We start from the raw sequence: 18,805 nt of genomic DNA on the forward strand, positions 1-18,805 counted from the left end.
TTGTTCATGTACGGGCGCAGGGGTCGGTGAGGAGAAACCGACCCGGGCATGACCGCCTTGGCCCCGTATGCGATGGGAGGTTCTATTGAAAAAGCACATCTATGCCCTTGGCGGGGCAGGACTTTTGCTGTCCGTTTCGATGCTGGCTCTGCCGGCACAGGAACTGACAGGTGAGCTACCGGATCCGCCGGAATTCGCCGCACAGAGCGAGCCGAATTTCGTCAGCATATCCGATATCCTCGAATTCAGGGCACTGCCGGAATATCACGAGCCCGACTGGGTGACCTCGAAATATGTCGAGACCGGCAAGCTGCCTCCGGTGGCCGAGCGCCTGCCCAAGGAGCCGATGGTCTACAAGGCCGCCAACATGCCCGACGGCATTGGCGTCTATGGCGATACCATGCGCCACGTCATTGGCGGCCGGCCCGAAGGCTGGAACTATATTGGCGGCCAGAGCCAGGGCTGGGGCGGCATCGACATCGGCCTTTCCGAGTGCCTGACGCGCACCGGACCGCTCTTCGAGGTCAAGGCCGACGAACTCGAGCCCATGCCGAACCTGGCCAAGAGCTGGGAATGGTCCGAGGACGGCCACCAGTTGACCATGCACCTGATCGAAGGCGCTAAATGGTCCGACGGCGACCCGTTCGATTCAGAAGACGTGATGTTCTACTGGAACGACAATATCCTCGATCCCAACGTCTCCCCGCTCAATGGCGGCACGCCAGAGACCTTTGGCGAGGGCACCACGCTTGAAGCGCTCGATGCCTACACCATCCGCTGGACCTTCAAGGAAGTGCGGCCGACCCAGTACCTCTATGCCATGGCTTATGGCACGTTCTGTCCGGGTCCGAGCCACATCCTCAAGCCGGAGCATCCCAAATACAACGCCGACAACACCTATGAGGAATACAAGAACGCCTTCCCGCCCGAATATATGAATATTCCGGTGATGGGCGCTTGGGTGCCGGTGGAATATCGCCCGGACGACATCATCGTCATGCGGCGCAACCCCTACTATTGGAAGGTCGACGAGAACGGCAACCAGCTGCCCTATCTCAACGAGATGCACTATCGCCTCTCGACCTGGGCGGATCGTGACGTGCAGGCCGTGGCCGGTTCGGGCGACTTCTCCAACCTCGAACAGGCTGAAAGCTATGTCGAGGCGCTGCGCCGCTCGGCCGAAGACAGCGCTCCGGCCCGCCTGCAGTTTGGTGCCCGTACCATCGGCTATGCGCTGCGCATGAACCTCTCCGGCAATGGCTGGGGCGAACCCGATGAACGCGGCCAGGCCGTGCGCGAACTCAACCGCAATCTAGATTTCCGCAAGGCGGTGACGATGGCGGTCGATCGGCAGCGCCTGGGTGATTCCCTGGTGCGCGGCCCCTTCACGGCCATTTATCCCGGTGGCCTTTATGCAGGCACGACCTATTACGACAAGGATTCCACCGTCTACTATCCCTACAACCTGGAAGCGGCCAATGCGCTGCTCGATGGCCTGGGGCTGATGGACACCGACGGCAATGGTATCCGCAACTTCCCTGAAGGCACTGCCGGCGGCGCTGACGTGGAAATCACCGTTCTGGCCAATACCGACTACGGCACCGACACCAACCTTGCCGAAGGCGTGATTGCCCAGATGGAGCCACTCGGCCTCCGCGTGATCGCCAACTTCCAGTCGGGCACGGCGCGGGACGATATCGCCCAGTCCGGCCAATATGACTGGAGCGTGGAGCGCCAGGGATCGGAAATGGTCTCGGTGGTCCAGGGAACGGCTGCCCTTGCCCCCACCGGGCCGCGGACCAGCTACTTCCACCGCGCCGGATCGGACGGCACGGTCGACCTGCTGCCCTTCGAGACGGAGCTGGTTGATGTCGTGAACAAGTTCATTGCGTCCAGCGACAATGCCGAACGCGCCGAACTGATGAAGCAGTACCAGCGCCTCTATACCGAAAACGTCTATTCGGTGGGCCTGACCCAGTATCCGGGTGCGCTGATCATCAACAAGCGCTTTGCCAACATCCCGGCTGGTGCCCCGATCTTCATGTTCAACTGGGCTGAAGACAACATCATCCGCGAGCGCGTCTTCGTCCCCGAGGACAAGCAGGGCGACTACGAATTGCATCCCGAAACCCTGCCGGGCGAGCCCGGTGGTGCCGGCCCGATGTAATAGGCAAACCAGAGGGGCGGCCCCGCTGCCCCTCACCTTCGCCCCTCCCCGGGAAGGGCAAGGGAGCCAATTCAGCAACCCGACGGACCGTGGCACAGTCGCGATCCGCCCCTCTTCCCACCGGTGGCAGGGCTGGGCAAGGGTTCTTCAGCCCCGATAGTGAGGCCGTCCATGCTCCGATTTCTGACCCTGCGCATTCTGGGCGCGATACCGCTCCTGCTGCTGTTGAGCGTTGTGACGTTCGCCATCATCCAGGCGCCGCCGGGTGACTACGCCGACACCATCCGCTCCATGCTGATCAATCAGGGCGGCGTGCGGCCCGATCTCGCCGAGATCCAGGCCGAGGCCTATCGTCAGGCCAACGGGCTCAACGATCCGATCATCGTGCAGTACTTCCGGTGGATCACCGGGATCGTGACCCGCTTCGATTTCGGGCATTCGTTCTTCTACAACAAGGATGTTGGCCAGGTCGTTTCCGAGCGGCTGCCGGCGACGATCCTGCTGGCCCTGACCTGCCACCTGCTGGCCTCGCTGCTGGGCATCGGGCTCGGCATCGTGGCGGCGACACGCCAATATTCGTGGATCGACACCCTTCTGGGCATCGTCTCCTTCCTGGGCATGACCATCCCCCGGTTCCTGCTCGCCATCATCATTCTCTACCTGCTGGTGTTCCGGCTCAACGTCAGCGAAGTCGGCATGTTCTTCTCCGCCCGCTATGGCGGCGCGCCCTGGAGCTGGGACAAGTTCGTCAACCTGATCCAGCATGTCTGGCCGGTGGTGTTCATCGCCACCTTCGGCGGACTGGCCTACAATATGCGTGTCATGCGAGCGAACCTGCTCGACGTGCTCAACTCCCAATATGTCGAGACTGCCCGGGCCAAGGGCTTGCCCGAAGGCGCCGTGATCATGAAGCATGCCGTGCCCAACGCGCTGCACCCGCTGGTCGCCTATCAGGGCGTGGTCCTGCCCTACATGCTCACCGGCGAAATCGAAGTCGCCATCGTCTTCGGCCTCGCCACCGTCGGACCTGCCATCGTGGGGTCCATGGGCGTCGGCGACGTCTATGTGACGGCAACCTTCATGCTGGTGCTCGCCGCAACGCTGATCATCGGCAACATCATTTCCGACATTCTGCTGGTTGCCCTCGATCCGCGGATTCGCCTGGGAGGCGGTGAATGAGCAAGATCGACACACATTCCTCCATACCCCTGCCAACGGACGTCAGCGGCGGCCCGATGAGCACGCCCGCAGAGGAAGCCGATGTCGCGCCGGTGGCGACACGCCTGTCCGGACGCGCCGAGGGCTACGCAACCCTGGTCTGGCGGCGTTTCCGCCGCTCGACCATGGGCATGATCGGCCTGGTCCTGGTGGTGATGCTGCTGATCATCGCCGTCTTTGCCGACTTCTTCGCGCCCATGGATCCCAAGGAGCCGAACCTGCCCTTCGCGCCACCCGACGTGATCGCCTTCGAGGATCCTAGCGGAAACTTCAGTCTCATCCCCCATGTCTATCCAATTGGTGATACTGGCGAATTCGACCCCGTCACCTTCCAGCCGCTGACCGGGGCGGACAAATCCAACCCCACGCCCACGGGCTTCTTCGTCAAGGGCTACAGCTATTACCTGTTCTGGGTCATCCCCACCGATATCCACTTCTTCGGCGCGGTGGACGGGCGACCGATCCAGCTTTTGGGAACCGACAAGTTTGGCCGGGACATCCTCTCGCGCGGCATCGTTGGATCGCGCATCAGCCTGATGATCGCGCTGGCCGTGGTGACGATGACGACGATTGTCGGGACCCTGGTCGGGATCACCTCCGGCTATATCGGCGGAGCGCTCGACGCCTGGGTGCAGCGCTTTGTCGAATTCGTTCTGGCCTTCCCGCAACTGCCGCTCTACCTGGCGCTGACTTCGCTGATCCCGGTCACCGCCCCCTCCAACGTCTTCATCGCCTTTGTCATCGGCGTCATGGCCGTGCTGGGCTGGGCGCAGCTCAGCCGCGAAGTGCGGTCCAAGACCCTGTCCCTGGCCCGGATCGACTATGTGCGCGCGGCGATCGCCGTGGGGTCGAGCGATGCCCGCATCATCACCAGGCATATCCTTCCCAACGTCCTCAGCCATGTGATTGTGGCCGTGACGCTTGCCATTCCCTCGGTCGTGCTGCTGGAGAGCTTCCTGGGGTTCCTCGGCTTTGCGGTGAAGCCGCCACTGATCTCCTGGGGCCTGATGCTGCAGGACACCGGCACCTTCTCGGTGATCGGATCGTATCCCTGGATCCTCTCGCCGGTGATTTTCGTGCTGATCACCGTCTTCGCCTTCAACGCGCTGGGCGATGGCCTGCGCGATGCCATCGATCCCTATTGAGGAGCCGGACATGACCGACAAGAACCTGGCGCCCTCCGAACGTCACGACCTGGGCAATCATGGGCGTGAACTGATCCTCGATGCCCGCAATATCGGCGTCGATTTCAAGGTCGAGGGCGGCATCGTCAACGCCGTGCGCGATGTTTCCTTCCAGCTGCACAAGGGCGAAACAATTGCCCTTGTGGGTGAGAGCGGCTCGGGGAAGTCCGTTACCGCCCGCACCGTCATGAAGCTGCTGACCAAGCGCGCGCGCATTCTGCCCGAGACCAGGATCACGCTGGCGGGCCAGAATGTCGTGACCATGAGCGATGCGCAGATGCGCAAGATGCGCGGCAACGACATCGCCATGATCTTCCAGGAGCCGATGAGTTCGCTCAACCCGGTCTATACGATCGGCCAGCAGATCTGCGAAATCATCCACCTGCACAACAAGGTCTCCGCCAGGGAGGCCATGACGCGCGCGGAAAAGCTGCTCGAGGAAGTGCAGATCCCCGAGCCCGCCGCACGCCTCAAGCAGTATCCGCACCAGCTTTCCGGTGGACAGCGGCAGCGGGTGATGATCGCCATGGCGCTTGCCAACCGGCCGGACGTGCTGATCGCCGACGAGCCGACCACGGCGCTCGACGTGACCGTCCAGGCGCAGATCCTCAACCTGATCAAGGACCTCAAGGACAAGTACGGCATGGCGGTGATCCTGATCACCCATGACCTGACGATCGTCCGGCAGTTCTCCGAATATGTCTATGTGATGCAGAACGGCCGGGTGCAGGAGCACAACGAGACCGAAGCGCTGTTTGCCAATCCGCAGCATGCCTACACAAAGCATCTGCTGGCCTCGGAGCCAAAGGGCACCGCGTTGCCGCTGGAGGAGGGGGCGCATGAGACCGTCCTTGAGGGCAGGGAGGTCAAGGTCACCTTCACGCTCAAGCGCGGTGGCTTCTTCAATCCCGACTTCTTCGACCTCAAGGCCGTGGACAATCTCGACATCAAGCTGATGCGCCACGAGACGCTCGGGATCGTCGGCGAGAGCGGCTCGGGCAAGACCACTTTCGGGCAGGCATTGATCCGGCTGATCGGCAACCAGGGCGGGCAGATATTCTTCGATGGCGAGCCGATCCACGACAAGGACCGCCAGGGCATGCGACCCCTGCGCAGCCGCATGCAGATCGTGTTCCAGGACCCGTTTGCCAGCCTCAACCCCCGCATGTCGATCCGCCAGATCATCGAGGAAGGGCTGATCGTCAACAATATCGGCGCCAATGGACGCGAACGGGTCGATCGGGTCCGGCAGGCGCTGGTCGATGCCGGCATGCCCGGCGACATCCTGCAGCGGTTTCCGCACGAATTTTCCGGCGGCCAGCGCCAGCGTATCGCCATCGCCCGGGCCATTGCGCTCGAGCCGGAATTCATCCTGCTCGACGAGCCGACCTCGGCGCTCGATCTTTCCGTGCAGGCGCAGATCATCGACCTCCTGCGCAAGCTCCAGGACGAGAAGGGTTTGAGCTATCTGTTCATCAGCCATGACCTCAAGGTCGTGCGGGCCCTGTGCCACCGCGTGATGGTGATGCAGCACGGCAAGATCGTCGAACAGGGGCCGGTCAGCGACGTGCTGGTCAATCCACAGACCGACTATACCAGGCGCCTCGTGCGGGCAGCGTTCGAGATCGCGGCCTGACCCGGAGGGGACCGACGAGGTGGAGTAGAGTGCCTGCTAGATGCCCGGCCGGCTGACCGAATTCCGCACGATCAGTTCGGCCCGAAGCAGCACTTCGCGCGATTTCGGTTGCTCGCCTGCCAGCAGGGTCAGCAGCAGCTCCATGGCGGCCTCGCCCATGCGGTGGCGGGGTTGCTTCATCGTCGTCAGCGATGGCGTGAGGAAGCTTGCAAAGGTGATGTCGTCGAACCCCATGACCGAGAACTGCCGGGGCAGGTCGTAGCGACGCGCGTTGAGGGCGATGATGACCCCCATGGCAGTGGCATCGTTGACGCAGAGGAAGGCCGTCGGCAATGCGTCGCGCACGAACATTAGTTCGGCGGCGGCCCGGCCGCTTTCCGTCGTGCCGTCGCCGTCGATGATCAGGCGCGGATCGATGGCAAGGCCCGCGCCGCTGAGGGCCGCGCGATAGCCCTCTTCGCGCAACCGGCTGATCTCGCGATTGGGCGCGCGGCCGACAAAGGCAATGCGGCGATGGCCTTGTGAAATCAGGTGCTCCGCAGCAACGCGCGCGCCTTCGAAATTGTTGACCCCCACAAAGGGTACGTCCTTGCCCACCACGGGCTCGTTGACGGCGACCATGGGTGGCAGGCGCGCCGCGTCCGGACCCTGGCCGATGCCATAGGGCAGGTGGCCGGTGAACAAGATGAGCCCGTCCGCCTGGTTCGAACTGATGAACCGCAGATAGTCGGTTTCGCGGTTGGGATCGTTCTGCGTATTGCCGATCAAAAGCCCGTAGCCGCGCTTGCTGGCCTCGGTCTCGAGACCCACCAGGATGTTGGAGAAGTTCGGGTCACCCACGTCGGGGGCCAGAATGAGGATCATGTTGGACCGCCGCATGCGCAGCGATCTTGCCATGGCATTGGTGGTGTATCCGGTGCGGGCAATGGCGTCGGTGACGCGGAGCCTTGTGGCATCGGCCACCTTGGTCGGCTCGTTGATGGCGCGGCTGACCGTGGCGATGGAAACCCCGGCCATGGCGGCAACATCTTCGATGGTGGCCAGCTTATGCTGCTGCACGTGGGGTTGCTCCGCCCTTCGAACCGGACTTGGGAAAGCCCAGCACGCTCCTGCCTTTAGCAGATGCCGTGCCCTCCGCCACGTTCATCCGCAGATCGCCATACCTTTATCCTCTTCTGTAAACCTTTACATCAATCATGAAAACCTTTACATCGAACTTGCAGCCAAGAGCTCCGCAACAAAGCGGACCGGGCTTCGGGGAGAGGTCAAGCCATGGATGGTGCCCAGGGGACGAGCGCTTTGCCGATTCTGTCGGCGCATCGCATCTCCAAGTCATTCGGCGAGATTCCGGTGCTGTTCAGCATCGACTTCGATATTCGGCCCGGTGAGGTGCATGCCGTCATCGGTGAGAATGGCGCGGGCAAATCGACCCTCATCAAGATCCTCTCGGGCATCGAGCAGCCGACGTCTGGCGCAATTCATTTCGATGGACAGCCCGTGGTGTTGCCGCCCAATGGCGCGGCTGAAGCCATGGGCATCGTGCTCATCCACCAGGAAATGAACCTGGCGGAACACCTCACGGTGGCCGAATCAATTTTCCTCGGGCGCGAGCTCAAGCGCTTCGGTTTCCTCGACATCGCCGAGATGCGCCGTCGCTCGGTCGAAATTCTCGACACGCTCCACGTCAAGGTCGATCCTGACGCGCGCATTGCCTCGCTGTCGATTGCCGACAAGCAGATGGTGGAAATCGCCAAGGCCATCAGCCGCGATGCGCGCGTGCTGATCATGGATGAACCGACCGCCGTGCTTTCGGTGGGCGAGACGCAGACCCTGTTCGAGCAGATCCGCCGATTGACCGCGCGGGGGGTGGCTGTGATCTTCATCTCGCACAAGCTCGACGAGATCATGGACCTCGCCGATCGCGTCACCGTGCTGCGTGATGGCCAACTGATCACCACCGTCGGTACCGAGGCGCTGACGCCGGACAGCATTGCCCAGATGATGGTGGGGCGCGAGCTTTCCAACCTCTACCCACCCAAGCATGAGCCCAATGTCGACGCGGATGTGGTGCTGCGCGTGCGCAACCTGTCCGCGGCGGGCATCGAGAACATTTCCTTCGATCTGCGCCGCGGGGAGGTGCTCGGTTTCGCGGGGCTGATCGGGTCCGGGCGCACGGCCATCGCCGAGGCAGTCGTGGGATTGATGCGACGCAGCGCGGGCACCGTCGAGCTCGAGGGCCAGCCGGTCAATTTCACCAGCGTCGGCCAGTCGGTCGATGCCGGGATCGCCTATATGACCAAGGACCGCAAGGGCAAGGGGCTGCTGCTCAACATGGGATTGCGGCCCAACCTGACCCTCCTGACGCTGAAAAAGCATCTGCAGCTCGGTTTTCTCGACAGTGCCAGCGAAGACGCCGCCCTGGCGCGCGCCGTGCGGCGCTTCGACATCCGGGCGCGCGATGCTTCGGTTGCGGTGGGGCGGCTATCCGGCGGCAACCAGCAGAAGCTCATGCTGGGCAAGACCATGGAGAGCGAGCCGGACATCATCATCATGGATGAGCCGACGCGCGGCATCGATGTGGGCACCAAGCAGCAGATCTACCACATCATCGCGGCGCTCGCCGCGGAGGGGAAATCGATCATCCTGATCTCCTCCGAACTCCAGGAGGTGATCGGCCTCTCCCATCGCGTCGTGGTGGTGCGCACCGGTCGCCTCGCCGGCGTGCTGGAAGGCGCCGAGATCACCGAGGAAGAAATCATGCGGTACGCCGCGGGCATCAAGCAGAGTGGACACGATGAGCGTATCAGCGCCTGACCTTCCGGCAAAGCCGAACCGGGGTTTTCGCCCCGATCTCAAGACCATAGGGCCGCTCGTGGCCCTGGCGCTGCTGGTTCTCCTGGGCATTTCGCTCAACGAGAACTTCCTCAGCTACAACAACATCACCAACGTGCTGGCACGGTCGAGCTTCATCGGCATCATCGCCATTGGCGCGACCTTCGTGATCACCTCCGGCGGGCTGGACCTGTCGGTGGGCTCCATGGCGGCGGTGGTGGCGGGCATCATGATCATCGTCATGAATGCCCTGATCCCATCGATGGGGATATCGCTGGGCGTAATCCTCATCGGTATGGCGGCGGGCCTGGCGGTGGGTGGTGCTGCCGGCATCGGCAATGGGTTGATGATCACGCGGGGGCGCATCGAGGCCTTCATCGTCACCCTGGGCACCATGGGCATCTTCCGCTCGCTGGTGACCTTCCTTGCCGACGGCGGCACCCTCTCGCTCAACTTCCAGGTCGCGGACCTCTATCGGCCGGTCTATTACAACGGCATTCTGGGCGTGCCCTGGCCGATCATCGTCTTCGCGCTGGTCGCCATTGCCGGCGAAATCATCATGCGCCGAACCGCCTTTGGCCGCTACTGCGCCGCGATCGGGTCGAGCGAACAGGTGGCGCGCTATTCCTCCATCAATGTCGATAATGTCCGGCTGATCACCTACATCCTGCAAGGCGTTCTCGTCGGCGTGGCGGTGCTGCTCTATGTGCCGCGCCTGGGCTCGGCATCGAGCACCACGGGCGTGCTCTGGGAGCTGGAGGCGATCGCCGCCGTGATCATCGGCGGCACGACCCTCAAGGGCGGCTATGGCCGGGTCTGGGGCACGGTGGTCGGCGTGATCATCCTCGGGCTGATCGGCAATATCCTCAACCTGCAGAGCTTCATCAGCCCTTATCTGAACGGCGCATTCCAGGGCGTCATCATCATTCTGGCCGTGCTGCTGCAGCGCGGTCGCCGCAGCGCCTGACGGGCGCCGGGGGAGAAGTTGGAGCGAGACCGGTCATGGTCGGCCGGACGCTCCCGCAAAACGACTACACACTGCCCACAAGGGCATCTTTGGGAGGACTGAAATGAAACTGGTGAAATCCCTACTTGCAGCGGCCGTCGTGGCCGGCAGCCTGGGCAGCGTTGCCATGGCCCAGGACAAGGTCACGATCGGCGTCTCGGTGCCGGCGGCCGACCATGGCTGGACCGGTGGCGTCAACTATTTCGCCCAGCAGGCGATCGACCGGCTCTCCGCCACCTATCCCGATGTCAGCTTCGTCTTCGCTTCGGCCGCCGATGCGCCCAAGCAGATCGCCGATATCGAGGACATGGTCTCGACCCGCAATATCGATGCGCTGGTGATCCTTCCGGGCGATCCGGATGCGATGACCTCTGCCATCAAGCAGGTCAAGGACGCCGGCAAGTTCGTCACCGTGGTGGATCGCCAGCTGTCCATCGATGGCGTGGAAAACCTCTACGTCGCCGGCGACAATCCGGGCCTGGGGGCCAATTCGGCTGAGTATTTCAAGCAGGCGATGCCCGATGGCGGCAATATCGTCATCCTGCGCGGCCTGCCGATCCCGATCGACCAGCAGCGTTTCGACGCCTTCATGGCCGGCATTGAAGGCTCCAACATCACGGTCCTGGATGACGAATTCGCCAACTGGAACCGCGATGACGGCTTCAAGGTGATGCAGGACTTCCTGACCCGCTTCCCGGACATCAAGGGCGTGTGGGCGCAGGATGACGACATCGCATTGGGTGCCATCGAGGCCATCAAGCAGGCCGGCCGCGAGGACGAATTGTTCATCGTTGGCGGCGCAGGCATGCAGCAGATCCTGCAGCGCGTGCAGGCGGGCGACAAGCTGGTCCCGATCGACGTCAGCTACAGCCCCGCGATGATCGCCACGGCCATCGAGCTGACGACCTCGCACTTCACCGGCGGTATTCAGGTCGCCGGCCGCTACATCCTCGACTCGACGGTCATCACGGCCGACAATGTCGAGGAATTCCTCGACGCGGAAAGCCCGTTCTGACGTCGGGCGCTCGGCCAGGCATATCGCGCCGGTACGTGATATGCCTCCTGCCCGATGATCGAAAGAGGGGCGTCCGACATGTCGGGCGCCCCTTTCTCATTGTTTTCAGGGACTTGCGGCGTCGTTATGGTGACACGCGAATCCCGCTATCTCTCCGCCCGAGTTCCGGGCGATGCCCGCCTTCCTTGGCGTTGCGGGGGCTCACCAGTTTTGTGTTCTCAGGCCGGCTCAGGCGTGTAACCGGCCTCCCGGATTGCGTCTTCGCCCTTGGTCCGGTCGCCGGTGAAGCTGACCTTGTGGGCCGAAAGGTCGATCTCGACCTGGGTGCCCGGCAAGGCCGCTTCGAGCGCGCCGCGCACGGTGCCAACGCAATGACCACAGGTCATGTCGTTGACGGTGAGGGTGATTTTCTCGGTCATTTCAGTTTCCTTTCTGGGCCGGCGAGCCGGCCAAATCATCAAGAATGGGGCAATCGGGCCGGCTGTCCCCGGCGCAGCAATGCACCAGATGGCTCAGTGTCTTCACCATGCCCTGCAGTTCGGCAATCTTGGTTTCCAGCGCCGCGATATGGCTGCTGGCGATGTCCCTGACCTCGGCACTGGCGCGGGACCGGTCCTGCCAGAGGCCGAGCAGCGCTGCAGTCTCCTCGACGGAAAACCCCAGCGTGCGGGCGCGTTTGATGAAGCGCAGCACATGCACCTCGTCGGGGCCATAGACCCTGTAATTGCTGTCTGTCCGCATAGGCGGGGTGATCAGCCCGATCTGCTCGTAATAGCGGATCATCTTGGCCGATACGCCGGAACTCGATGCGGCCTGCCCGATGTTCATCACGACACTCCCTTGACTGCACGCAGGCGCTGCGCGTTGCCCACAACGAATATCGAGGAGAAGGCCATCGCTCCGGCCCCGATCATCGGGGACAGCAGGATACCGAACGCCGGATACAGCACGCCGGCCGCCACCGGGATCAGGATGGCATTGTAGCCAAAGGCCCAGAACAGGTTTTCCCAGATATTGCGGAGCGTGGCCCTGCTGACGGTCAGGGCGTTGAGCACGCCCTTTAGGTCGCCGCCGAGCAGCACCACGTCTGCACTTTCGATGGCCGCGTCGGTGCCCGATCCCACGGCAATGCCGACATCGGCTTCGGCCAGGGCCGGCGCATCGTTGATGCCGTCGCCGACATAGGCAATGACCGACCCGTTCTTGCGCAAGGACTTGATCGCCTCGACCTTGTCGGCCGGAAGCACTTCCGCCCGCACTTCATCGATACCCAATTGCGCGGCGATGGCCTCCGCAGTCCGCCTGTTGTCGCCCGAGATCATGGCGGTCTTGAGCCCCATGCCATGCAGTGCCTCGATCACCGCCTTGCTGGTGGGCTTGATCGTATCCGCCACCACAATGGCCGCAGCGAGCTTGTCGTCGATGGCGGCAAAGACAGGGGTCTTGCCCTCGGCTGCGAGCTTGCCGATGGCGTCCGCGAAGTCGGAGAAATCGAGGTGGCTCATATGCCGCTCGGCGCCCACCGATACCAGCCGTCCATCGACACGGGCCGTCACGCCGGTCCCCGAATTCGAGGTGAACTCGGTCACCGTGCCCAGGGCCAGCCCCGCCTTTTCGGCGGCGGCGACAATGGCCGTGGCGATTGGGTGTTCCGACCGCGACTCCACGGCCGCCACCAGCGCGAGAACCTCATCGTGCTCGAACTCATCGTCCAGGATGAGATCGGTCAGCACTGGCTTGCCCTCGGTCAGCGTGCCGGTCTTGTCAAAGGCGACGATGCTGGCGTCGCGCAATTGCTGCAGGGCTTCGCCCTTGCGGAACAGCACGCCCAACTGCGCCGCGCGGCCCGTTCCGACCATGATCGACATGGGCGTGGCCAGGCCCATGGCGCAGGGGCAGGCGATGATCATCACGGCGACGGCATTGACCAGCGCATAGGTGAGGGAGGGCTGCGGCCCGACCAGGAACCAGACGATCGCAGTCAGGACCGAGACACCGATCACGACCGGCACGAAGACTGACGTGATGCGGTCGACAACCGCCTGGATCGGCAGCTTGCCGGCCTGCGCGTCCTCGACCATGCGGATAATCTGCGCCAGCATGGTGTCGGCACCGACCTTGGTGGCCCGGAATCGGAAGCTGCCGGATGTGTTCAGGGTCCCCCCGATCACATCCGCGCCGACACCCTTGGTGACCGGTAGGGGCTCGCCCGAAATCATGGATTCGTCGATATGGCTTTCGCCCTCGACGATCTCGCCGTCCACCGCGATTTTCTCGCCGGGCCGGACCAGCACGATGTCTCCCACGCGCACCGCATCGACGCCCACTTCGACGGCCTCGCCATTGCGCTCGATGCGCGCCGTCCTGGCCTGTTGATGCATCAATTGGCGGATCGCCTCGCCGGTACGGCCCTTGGCGATGGCCTCGAGCCAGCGTCCGACCAGGATCAACGTGACGATGACGGCTGCGGCCTCGAAATACACATAGCGCGTGCTCGCGGGTACCAATTGGGGTGCGAAGGTCACGATGGTGGAATAGAGCCAGGCTGCGCCGGATCCGAGCGCGACCAGCGAATTCATCTCGGGCGCACCGCGGAACAGGGCCGGCAGTCCGATGCGGAAGAACCGCAGGCCGGGCACGAACAGCACAAAGGTGGCCAGTACGAAATAGGCGCCGTAGAGCACATTCGTGGGCACGACGGACATGAGCCACATGTGGAAGGGCATGTGGATGTGGCCGAGCATTTCCAGGGCAAACAGCGGAATGGTCGGGATGGCGGCGATGATCACGTCGCGCTTGAGGATGGCCGCATCCTCATCGTGATGGTGGGCGTGATCATGCGCGGGGGCATCGGGCTGGCGGATGCTGCCCTTATATCCGACCTTCTCGACGGCCTTGACCAGGGCTTCGGCGTCGCCGCCGGAAACAGTGGCCCGCTCCGTCGCCAGGTTGACAGACGCGCTCTCGACGCCGGGGACTTTCAGCAGGGCCTTCTCCACGCGATTGACGCAGGAGGCGCAGGTCATGCCTTCGATATCGAGCGAAACCGGGGCGGCGGCGTGGTTGTGATGGACGTGTTCGTTCATGGTCTTTCACCTCGTCCATCCCTATATGGACCTTCCCATCATGGTAAGGTCAAGGGTGCGGTGAAAGAATAATGCGCTAGCCGGTCGGCGAGACCAGACTATAGCCATTCCTGGCAATGTCGGCCTCGATCACTGCGGCCTGCGCGCCAAGCAGCTTGTCGCTCGCCAGCGTCGTCGCGAAATGCTGCCACTCTGTGCTCCGCAGATGACTGGGTATGGCCGCACCCGGATCGATCGGGAGGACCAGCAACTTTCTTGGACTGTCGTCCGTGCCGGTCGAAATGAAGACGTTGACTTGCATCCATTGCCCTCCTGCTTGCAATGGATACACGGGCCGTCCAGTGGTGCAACCTGCCAATATTGGCTAGGCGACAAGAGGCGCAAGTGTTGCCGCTCCTGCGACCAGTTGGCACTGCGACATGCTTGCGCCTTATCGACATCTGGCCTCCGGCATATCTCTGTCAGGGTCAGGAGTTCGACATGCAGACGGTACGCAAGGACATCCACAATTCCGATATTCCTGTCTTGTGTCAGAGCTGCGAGGCGCGACACCAGGGCATTTGCGGCGCCCTCAATCCCGAGCAGTTGCTGGCACTTGCAAAGTCCACGCGGCGCGTCCGCAAGGACGCGGGCGAGGAACTGCTGGCGGACGCCATGCCGATCTCCAGCTATGCCAACGTGCTCCGGGGCGTGGTCAAGCTGTCCAAGGTGCTTGAGGACGGACGCCAGCAGGTCGTCGGGCTGCAATTCGCGCCCGACCTCCTGGGACGGCCTTTTGCGGCGGAAAGCCGGGTGAGCGCCGAGGCTGCGTCCGAGGTCGACCTGTGCCTCATACCCAAGCCGGCGCTGGAGACGCTGCTCACGCAAAGCGCGGCGCTCGAGCATCTGGTCATGCTCCAGGCGCTGCGGGAACTGGACGAAGCCCGCGACTGGATGGTCACGCTTGGCCGCAAGTCCGCAGCAGAGAAGGTGGCCAGCTTTCTCTATCTCATCGCCACCCATATCGACCCGACCGAGGTCGAGCCGGAAACCCGCTTCGAGCTGCCGCTGACCCGCGCCGATATCGGCGACTTCCTCGGGCTGACGATCGAGACCGTGAGCCGCCAGATCAGCAGGCTCAAGGCAGACGGCGTCATCGAGATCCTTGGCAATCGGCACGTGACCGTCCCTGACCTTGCACGCCTGAGACTGCGCTGCGGCTGACGGCACCTCCTGCCGCGCGCGTCAGTCCAACTGCCCCGCACGCAGCGTCAGAATCCGGTCGACGGTGCCGGCGGGAAGGACCGCATGCGTCACAAGGACAACGGTTCGCCCCTTGGTCGCCGTCGCCAGGACCCGGAAGAATGCCTCCTCCGTGTCGCGGTCGAGCGCATTGGTCGGCTCGTCCAGAAGCAGAACCGGGGCATTCGATACCAGGGCGCGGGCCAGACACAGCCGGCGCGCCTGCCCGGCCGAAAGCGTTCGCCCTGCCTCGCCCAGAATAGTGTCCAATCCGTCGGGCAGGGCGTGGACATGCGCATCGAGCTGCGCCAGTGCAAGGGCGGCCCAAAGGTCGTCGTCACTGGCCTCGGCCCGCCCGATCAGCAGATTGTTGCGGATGGTGTCGATGAATACCGGACTGTCCTGGCTGAGCAGCGCCATATGTGCGTGGAGTTCTGAAATGGCTAGGTCGGGCAGGGGAACCGTGCCGATGCGAATGCGACCCGATAGTGGTTCCGCCAGCCGCAACAGGAGGTTCAACAGTGTCGACTTGCCGCTGCCGCTGGCGCCAGTGATGGCTATATGTTCACCGGCACCGATCGTGAGCGACAGGTCGTCCAGGATGACGGGTAGGCCCGGATAGGCGAAGCGGACCCCTTCAAGGATAATGTCACCATCTGCCGGAAGCACGGCCGGTCTGGGAGGGTCCCGCAGCGGTATCGGCAGTTCGGCCAGCGCGACCAGCCGCTCGGCGGCAGCCATGGCCTGGCTGGCCTTGGCGGTGCTGCGCACGATGATGCTGGTCACCTCGAAACTGCCGAGCACGGCCAGCATCAATCCGGCCAGCACCGGACCCTCGATCTGGCCGCTATCGAGCGCGTTCAGGCCCGCCCAAAGCGTGCCGAGCAGGGCCAGGGCCGCGAGCGCCTGAACGCTGAAACTCCCCAGGGCGCTTGCCGCGCCCAGCCGGCGACGCAGCCTGGCCGCGACGCGACCCGCAGAGGCGAAGTGCTGAGCGGTGGTGCCCAGCCGTCCCAGGAGCACCAGGTCGGTGTGGCCATGGACGCCATCGAGCACGCTCATGCGCAATTCGGCTTGTGCGGCCACGCTGTCCCGACCCAGCGGGCGACTGCGCATCACCATTACGGCTGGCACGCCCAGCGCCGCCGCCGCGAGCGCCACGCCATAGGGCAGGGCCGCTGCGGGTAGCAGCCAGGTAAGCAAGGCGGTCATCGCAGCGCCGACCATGATGGCAGAAAGCAGTGGCCCTACCGCGACGAGGAAGGCGGTGTCCAGGGCGTCGACATCGGCGGTCAGCCGCGACACCAGATCGCCATGGCGCAGGGAACGATCTGGAAGCGGCAGGCGCGGAAACAGCCTTGCGAACAGCCAGCCGCGCAGGTCGGACAGCAGTCTCAGCGTCGCGTCGTGCCCCGCCAGCCGCTCCCCATAGCGGGACAGGATCCGCACGAAGGACAGGCCGCGGACCATTGCGGAGGGTACGAACAGGTTGAAGCCCAGCCCGGCCGTCGTCAATGCCGTGGCCGTGATGAACCAGCCCGACGTGCCCAGAAGCGCTACGCCGGCACAAAGGGTGATGAGAGACAGGAGCAACGCCACCAGCAGGGCGCGGCTACGGCGTTGAAAAAGCGGAAAAAACATTGCCAGCGCCTTCATGCGACGACCCTTTCCCGGGTGATCGGCGCCGGCAGAAGGTGCCCGTCGGCCATGCGCCAGGCCCGGTCCATGCGGCTCGCCAGCGCCAGGGAATGGGTCGCCACGATAAGCGTCCTGCCCCGGGCATGGTCCAGGATGGCCGAGATGAACGCCTCTTCCGTGGTCGCATCGAGATGCGCCGTGGGCTCGTCGAGCAGGATCAGGCCGGCATCGCGCAGGAAGAGCCGCGCCGAGGCGACGCGTTGCGCTTGCCCTCCCGAGAGCCCAACCCCATCCTCGCCGATGATCGTGTCGAGCCCGTCGGGCAGCGCCGCCGCGAAAGGGCTGACCAGGGCAAGGTCTGCCGCCCGCTCGATCTCGGCCCGCGAGGCGTGCGGACGACCCAGGGCGATATTGTGGGCAATGCTGCCATGGATCAGGCGCGGTTTCTGGCTGAGCAGAAAGGTGCGGGCCCGCAGTTCGTCTTCCGGCCAATCCGCAAGGGCACGGCCGGCCAGACGAAGCCCGCCTTCATGGTCGCGCAAGCGCGCAAGGGCCTCGAGCAGGGTCGATTTGCCGGTGCCACTGGGGCCGAGCAGGGCAACGTGCTGCCCCGCTGCGACGTGCAGGCTGGCATCCTGCAGCACTGTCCTCAGCCGGTCAGGCGTGCGCAGGGTCACCTGCGCCAGATCGACGCCGATTGCGGGGCCCGTGCGCGGAACGATGTCCCGCATTGGCGTGGGTTCGTCCGCGATCGCCCCAAGTTGTCGTTCAATTTCCTCAAGTCCGGTCCTGGCCGTGGCGCGGTCGTGATAGTGCGCCGCCAGGAGGCGCAGCGGATTATAGACCTCCGGCGCCATCAGCAGCAGGAACATCCCAAGTTGCAGCGTCAGCGGACCAGTCCGCAGGTGCAGGTAGTCGATGAAGGTCAGCCCGACATAAAGGGCGATGCCCGCGACGCCCAGCGCCGCGAAGAATTCGAGGACCGCCGAGGACAGGAAAGCGATGCGGAGGACCTTGAGGGTGCGGATGCGCAGGGCCTCGCTGGCTTCGAGGATGCCGGCAGTCTCCTGTGCCGCGCGCCCGAAAAGCTTGAGCGTCATCAGCCCCCGCAACCGATCGGCAAAGCGCATGGAGAGATGCGAGAGGGCACGGGCCTGCCGATCCGTGGCGACTTGTGCGCCCCAGCCGACAAGGGCCATGAAGATGGGGATCAGGGGCGCGGTGGCCAGGAACAGCACGCCCGCGACCCAATCGAGGGGAAGGATAACGGCACCGAAAACCAGCGGGAGGAGGGCCGCCTGCAGGGCCGCCGGCAGGTAGCGTGCGAAATAGCCGTCGAGAGCCTCGACCTGGTCGACAATGGCCGACGCGGCGGCTCCCGATGCCGTCGATTGTGCCGCGCGTGGCGAACGCGCCAGCAACTGGGTGAAGAGGACCTGCCGCACATGCTGCTTGATGGTTTCGGCGGCAACGATGCCGGCCTGTTCGCCCAAGGCTCCCAGCGCCGCGCGCACAATCAGCAAGCCGACGACGACGCCGACCCCGGGCAGCAGCGCCGGCATGGGTTCGCCCCCTTCGATGGCGCGACCCAGAACATCGGACAGCGACCATGCCTGCCAGACCAACAGCAGGCCTGCGATCAGCGGCGCGACAATGGCGAGGGCGAGCGCTGCACCCCCTCTCGAATGGAGGCGGGCAAGGGTCCGGGTACTGGCAGGGCTGGTTGGGCGGGTCACTGAATATCTTGAGCGGTGGGGCTGACCATTCGCAATCTAGCGGTGGCCTCTGCGAAGCATATTGAT

15 protein-coding genes are annotated in these 18,805 nt (G+C 63.9%); 8 read left to right on the forward strand and 7 right to left on the reverse strand.

Annotated elements, in window-relative coordinates; translation table 11 throughout:
* Nucleotides 1-139 precede the first annotated feature (139 nt).
* The 4 genes from K1X15_RS04595 to K1X15_RS04610 all read left to right on the forward strand — a co-directional run bounded on the left by K1X15_RS04595 (nucleotide 140) and on the right by K1X15_RS04610 (nucleotide 6,205).
* Nucleotides 140-2,167 (forward strand): ABC transporter substrate-binding protein, encoded by a 2,028-nt coding sequence (locus K1X15_RS04595; protein WP_240549732.1) that lies wholly within the window; start codon nucleotides 140-142, stop codon nucleotides 2,165-2,167.
* A gap of 171 nt (nucleotides 2,168-2,338) precedes the next feature.
* A complete protein-coding gene (locus K1X15_RS04600) occupies nucleotides 2,339-3,346 on the forward strand; it encodes an ABC transporter permease (protein ID WP_220306306.1) in 1,008 nt (335 codons plus the stop codon).
* Nucleotides 3,347-3,402: 56 nt separating this feature from the next.
* On the forward strand, nucleotides 3,403-4,530 hold the full coding sequence (locus K1X15_RS04605) for an ABC transporter permease (RefSeq protein WP_220307434.1): 1,128 nt from the start codon (nucleotides 3,403-3,405) through the stop codon (nucleotides 4,528-4,530).
* 10 nt (nucleotides 4,531-4,540) lie between these two features.
* Nucleotides 4,541-6,205, forward strand: a complete 1,665-nt coding sequence (locus K1X15_RS04610; protein ID WP_220306307.1) for an ABC transporter ATP-binding protein — start codon at nucleotides 4,541-4,543, stop codon at nucleotides 6,203-6,205.
* A 36-nt stretch (nucleotides 6,206-6,241) separates the two neighbouring features.
* On the opposite strand, the gene K1X15_RS04615 is transcribed toward K1X15_RS04610, so the two are convergent.
* Nucleotides 6,242-7,264 carry a LacI family DNA-binding transcriptional regulator gene (locus tag K1X15_RS04615; protein ID WP_276315307.1) on the reverse strand — a complete coding sequence of 341 codons (1,023 nt, stop codon included), beginning with the start codon at nucleotides 7,262-7,264 and terminating at the stop codon, nucleotides 6,242-6,244.
* Between the two features lie 213 nt (nucleotides 7,265-7,477).
* On the opposite strand from K1X15_RS04615, the gene K1X15_RS04620 reads away from it, so the two are divergent.
* From K1X15_RS04620 to K1X15_RS04630, 3 genes are all read left to right on the forward strand, one after another.
* Nucleotides 7,478-9,019: a sugar ABC transporter ATP-binding protein gene (locus K1X15_RS04620; RefSeq protein ID WP_220306308.1), complete on the forward strand. Its 1,542-nt coding sequence runs from the start codon at nucleotides 7,478-7,480 to the stop codon at nucleotides 9,017-9,019.
* Nucleotides 9,000-10,004: an ABC transporter permease gene (locus K1X15_RS04625; protein ID WP_220306309.1), complete on the forward strand. Its 1,005-nt coding sequence runs from the start codon at nucleotides 9,000-9,002 to the stop codon at nucleotides 10,002-10,004. The genes K1X15_RS04620 and K1X15_RS04625 overlap by 20 nt, the downstream gene beginning before the upstream one ends.
* A gap of 103 nt (nucleotides 10,005-10,107) precedes the next feature.
* Nucleotides 10,108-11,058, forward strand: a complete 951-nt coding sequence (locus tag K1X15_RS04630; RefSeq protein WP_220306310.1) for a substrate-binding domain-containing protein — start codon at nucleotides 10,108-10,110, stop codon at nucleotides 11,056-11,058.
* A 218-nt stretch (nucleotides 11,059-11,276) separates the two neighbouring features.
* Here K1X15_RS04630 and K1X15_RS04635 read toward each other — a convergent pair whose 3' ends face one another.
* The 4 genes from K1X15_RS04635 to K1X15_RS04650 all read right to left on the reverse strand — a co-directional run bounded on the left by K1X15_RS04635 (nucleotide 11,277) and on the right by K1X15_RS04650 (nucleotide 14,445).
* A complete protein-coding gene (locus K1X15_RS04635) occupies nucleotides 11,277-11,477 on the reverse strand; it encodes a heavy-metal-associated domain-containing protein (RefSeq protein ID WP_220306311.1) in 201 nt (66 codons plus the stop codon).
* Nucleotide 11,478: 1 nt separating this feature from the next.
* Nucleotides 11,479-11,886, reverse strand: coding sequence for a Cu(I)-responsive transcriptional regulator (gene cueR / locus K1X15_RS04640; RefSeq protein WP_220306313.1), 408 nt, complete (start codon nucleotides 11,884-11,886; stop codon nucleotides 11,479-11,481).
* Nucleotides 11,886-14,144, reverse strand: coding sequence for a heavy metal translocating P-type ATPase (locus K1X15_RS04645; protein WP_220306314.1), 2,259 nt, complete (start codon nucleotides 14,142-14,144; stop codon nucleotides 11,886-11,888). The genes cueR and K1X15_RS04645 overlap by 1 nt, the downstream gene beginning before the upstream one ends.
* A gap of 76 nt (nucleotides 14,145-14,220) precedes the next feature.
* Nucleotides 14,221-14,445 (reverse strand): hypothetical protein, encoded by a 225-nt coding sequence (locus tag K1X15_RS04650; protein WP_220306315.1) that lies wholly within the window; start codon nucleotides 14,443-14,445, stop codon nucleotides 14,221-14,223.
* A gap of 179 nt (nucleotides 14,446-14,624) precedes the next feature.
* Here K1X15_RS04650 and K1X15_RS04655 point away from each other — a divergent pair, with 179 nt between their 5' ends.
* Nucleotides 14,625-15,347 carry a Crp/Fnr family transcriptional regulator gene (locus K1X15_RS04655; protein ID WP_220306316.1) on the forward strand — a complete coding sequence of 241 codons (723 nt, stop codon included), beginning with the start codon at nucleotides 14,625-14,627 and terminating at the stop codon, nucleotides 15,345-15,347.
* Between the two features lie 21 nt (nucleotides 15,348-15,368).
* Here K1X15_RS04655 and cydC read toward each other — a convergent pair whose 3' ends face one another.
* Both cydC and cydD read right to left on the reverse strand, forming a co-directional pair.
* Nucleotides 15,369-17,006, reverse strand: coding sequence for a thiol reductant ABC exporter subunit CydC (cydC, locus tag K1X15_RS04660; protein WP_240549665.1), 1,638 nt, complete (start codon nucleotides 17,004-17,006; stop codon nucleotides 15,369-15,371).
* An 11-nt stretch (nucleotides 17,007-17,017) separates the two neighbouring features.
* The gene (gene cydD / locus K1X15_RS04665) at nucleotides 17,018-18,739 is read right to left on the reverse strand and encodes a thiol reductant ABC exporter subunit CydD (RefSeq protein WP_240549666.1); all 1,722 of its coding nucleotides are present in this window, start codon (nucleotides 18,737-18,739) and stop codon (nucleotides 17,018-17,020) included.
* Between the last annotated feature and the right edge of the window lie 66 nt (nucleotides 18,740-18,805).

It is taken from the genome of Devosia salina (genome assembly GCF_019504385.1).
In the GTDB taxonomy this organism is placed as follows: domain Bacteria; phylum Pseudomonadota; class Alphaproteobacteria; order Rhizobiales; family Devosiaceae; genus Devosia; species Devosia salina.

Coding starts and splice junctions, on each gene's coding strand:
- K1X15_RS04595 (WP_240549732.1), top strand. CDS start 140: ATGCTGGCTCTGCCGGCACAGGAACTGACAGGTGAGCTACCGGATCCG.
- K1X15_RS04600 (WP_220306306.1), top strand. CDS start 2,339: ATGCTCCGATTTCTGACCCTGCGCATTCTGGGCGCGATACCGCTCCTG.
- K1X15_RS04605 (WP_220307434.1), top strand. CDS start 3,403: ATGAGCACGCCCGCAGAGGAAGCCGATGTCGCGCCGGTGGCGACACGC.
- K1X15_RS04610 (WP_220306307.1), top strand. CDS start 4,541: ATGACCGACAAGAACCTGGCGCCCTCCGAACGTCACGACCTGGGCAAT.
- K1X15_RS04620 (WP_220306308.1), top strand. CDS start 7,478: ATGGATGGTGCCCAGGGGACGAGCGCTTTGCCGATTCTGTCGGCGCAT.
- K1X15_RS04625 (WP_220306309.1), top strand. CDS start 9,000: ATGAGCGTATCAGCGCCTGACCTTCCGGCAAAGCCGAACCGGGGTTTT.
- K1X15_RS04630 (WP_220306310.1), top strand. CDS start 10,108: ATGAAACTGGTGAAATCCCTACTTGCAGCGGCCGTCGTGGCCGGCAGC.
- K1X15_RS04635 (WP_220306311.1), bottom strand. CDS start 11,477: ATGACCGAGAAAATCACCCTCACCGTCAACGACATGACCTGTGGTCAT.
- cueR (WP_220306313.1), bottom strand. CDS start 11,886: ATGAACATCGGGCAGGCCGCATCGAGTTCCGGCGTATCGGCCAAGATG.
- K1X15_RS04645 (WP_220306314.1), bottom strand. CDS start 14,144: ATGAACGAACACGTCCATCACAACCACGCCGCCGCCCCGGTTTCGCTC.
- K1X15_RS04650 (WP_220306315.1), bottom strand. CDS start 14,445: ATGCAAGTCAACGTCTTCATTTCGACCGGCACGGACGACAGTCCAAGA.
- K1X15_RS04655 (WP_220306316.1), top strand. CDS start 14,625: ATGCAGACGGTACGCAAGGACATCCACAATTCCGATATTCCTGTCTTG.
- cydC (WP_240549665.1), bottom strand. CDS start 17,006: ATGTTTTTTCCGCTTTTTCAACGCCGTAGCCGCGCCCTGCTGGTGGCG.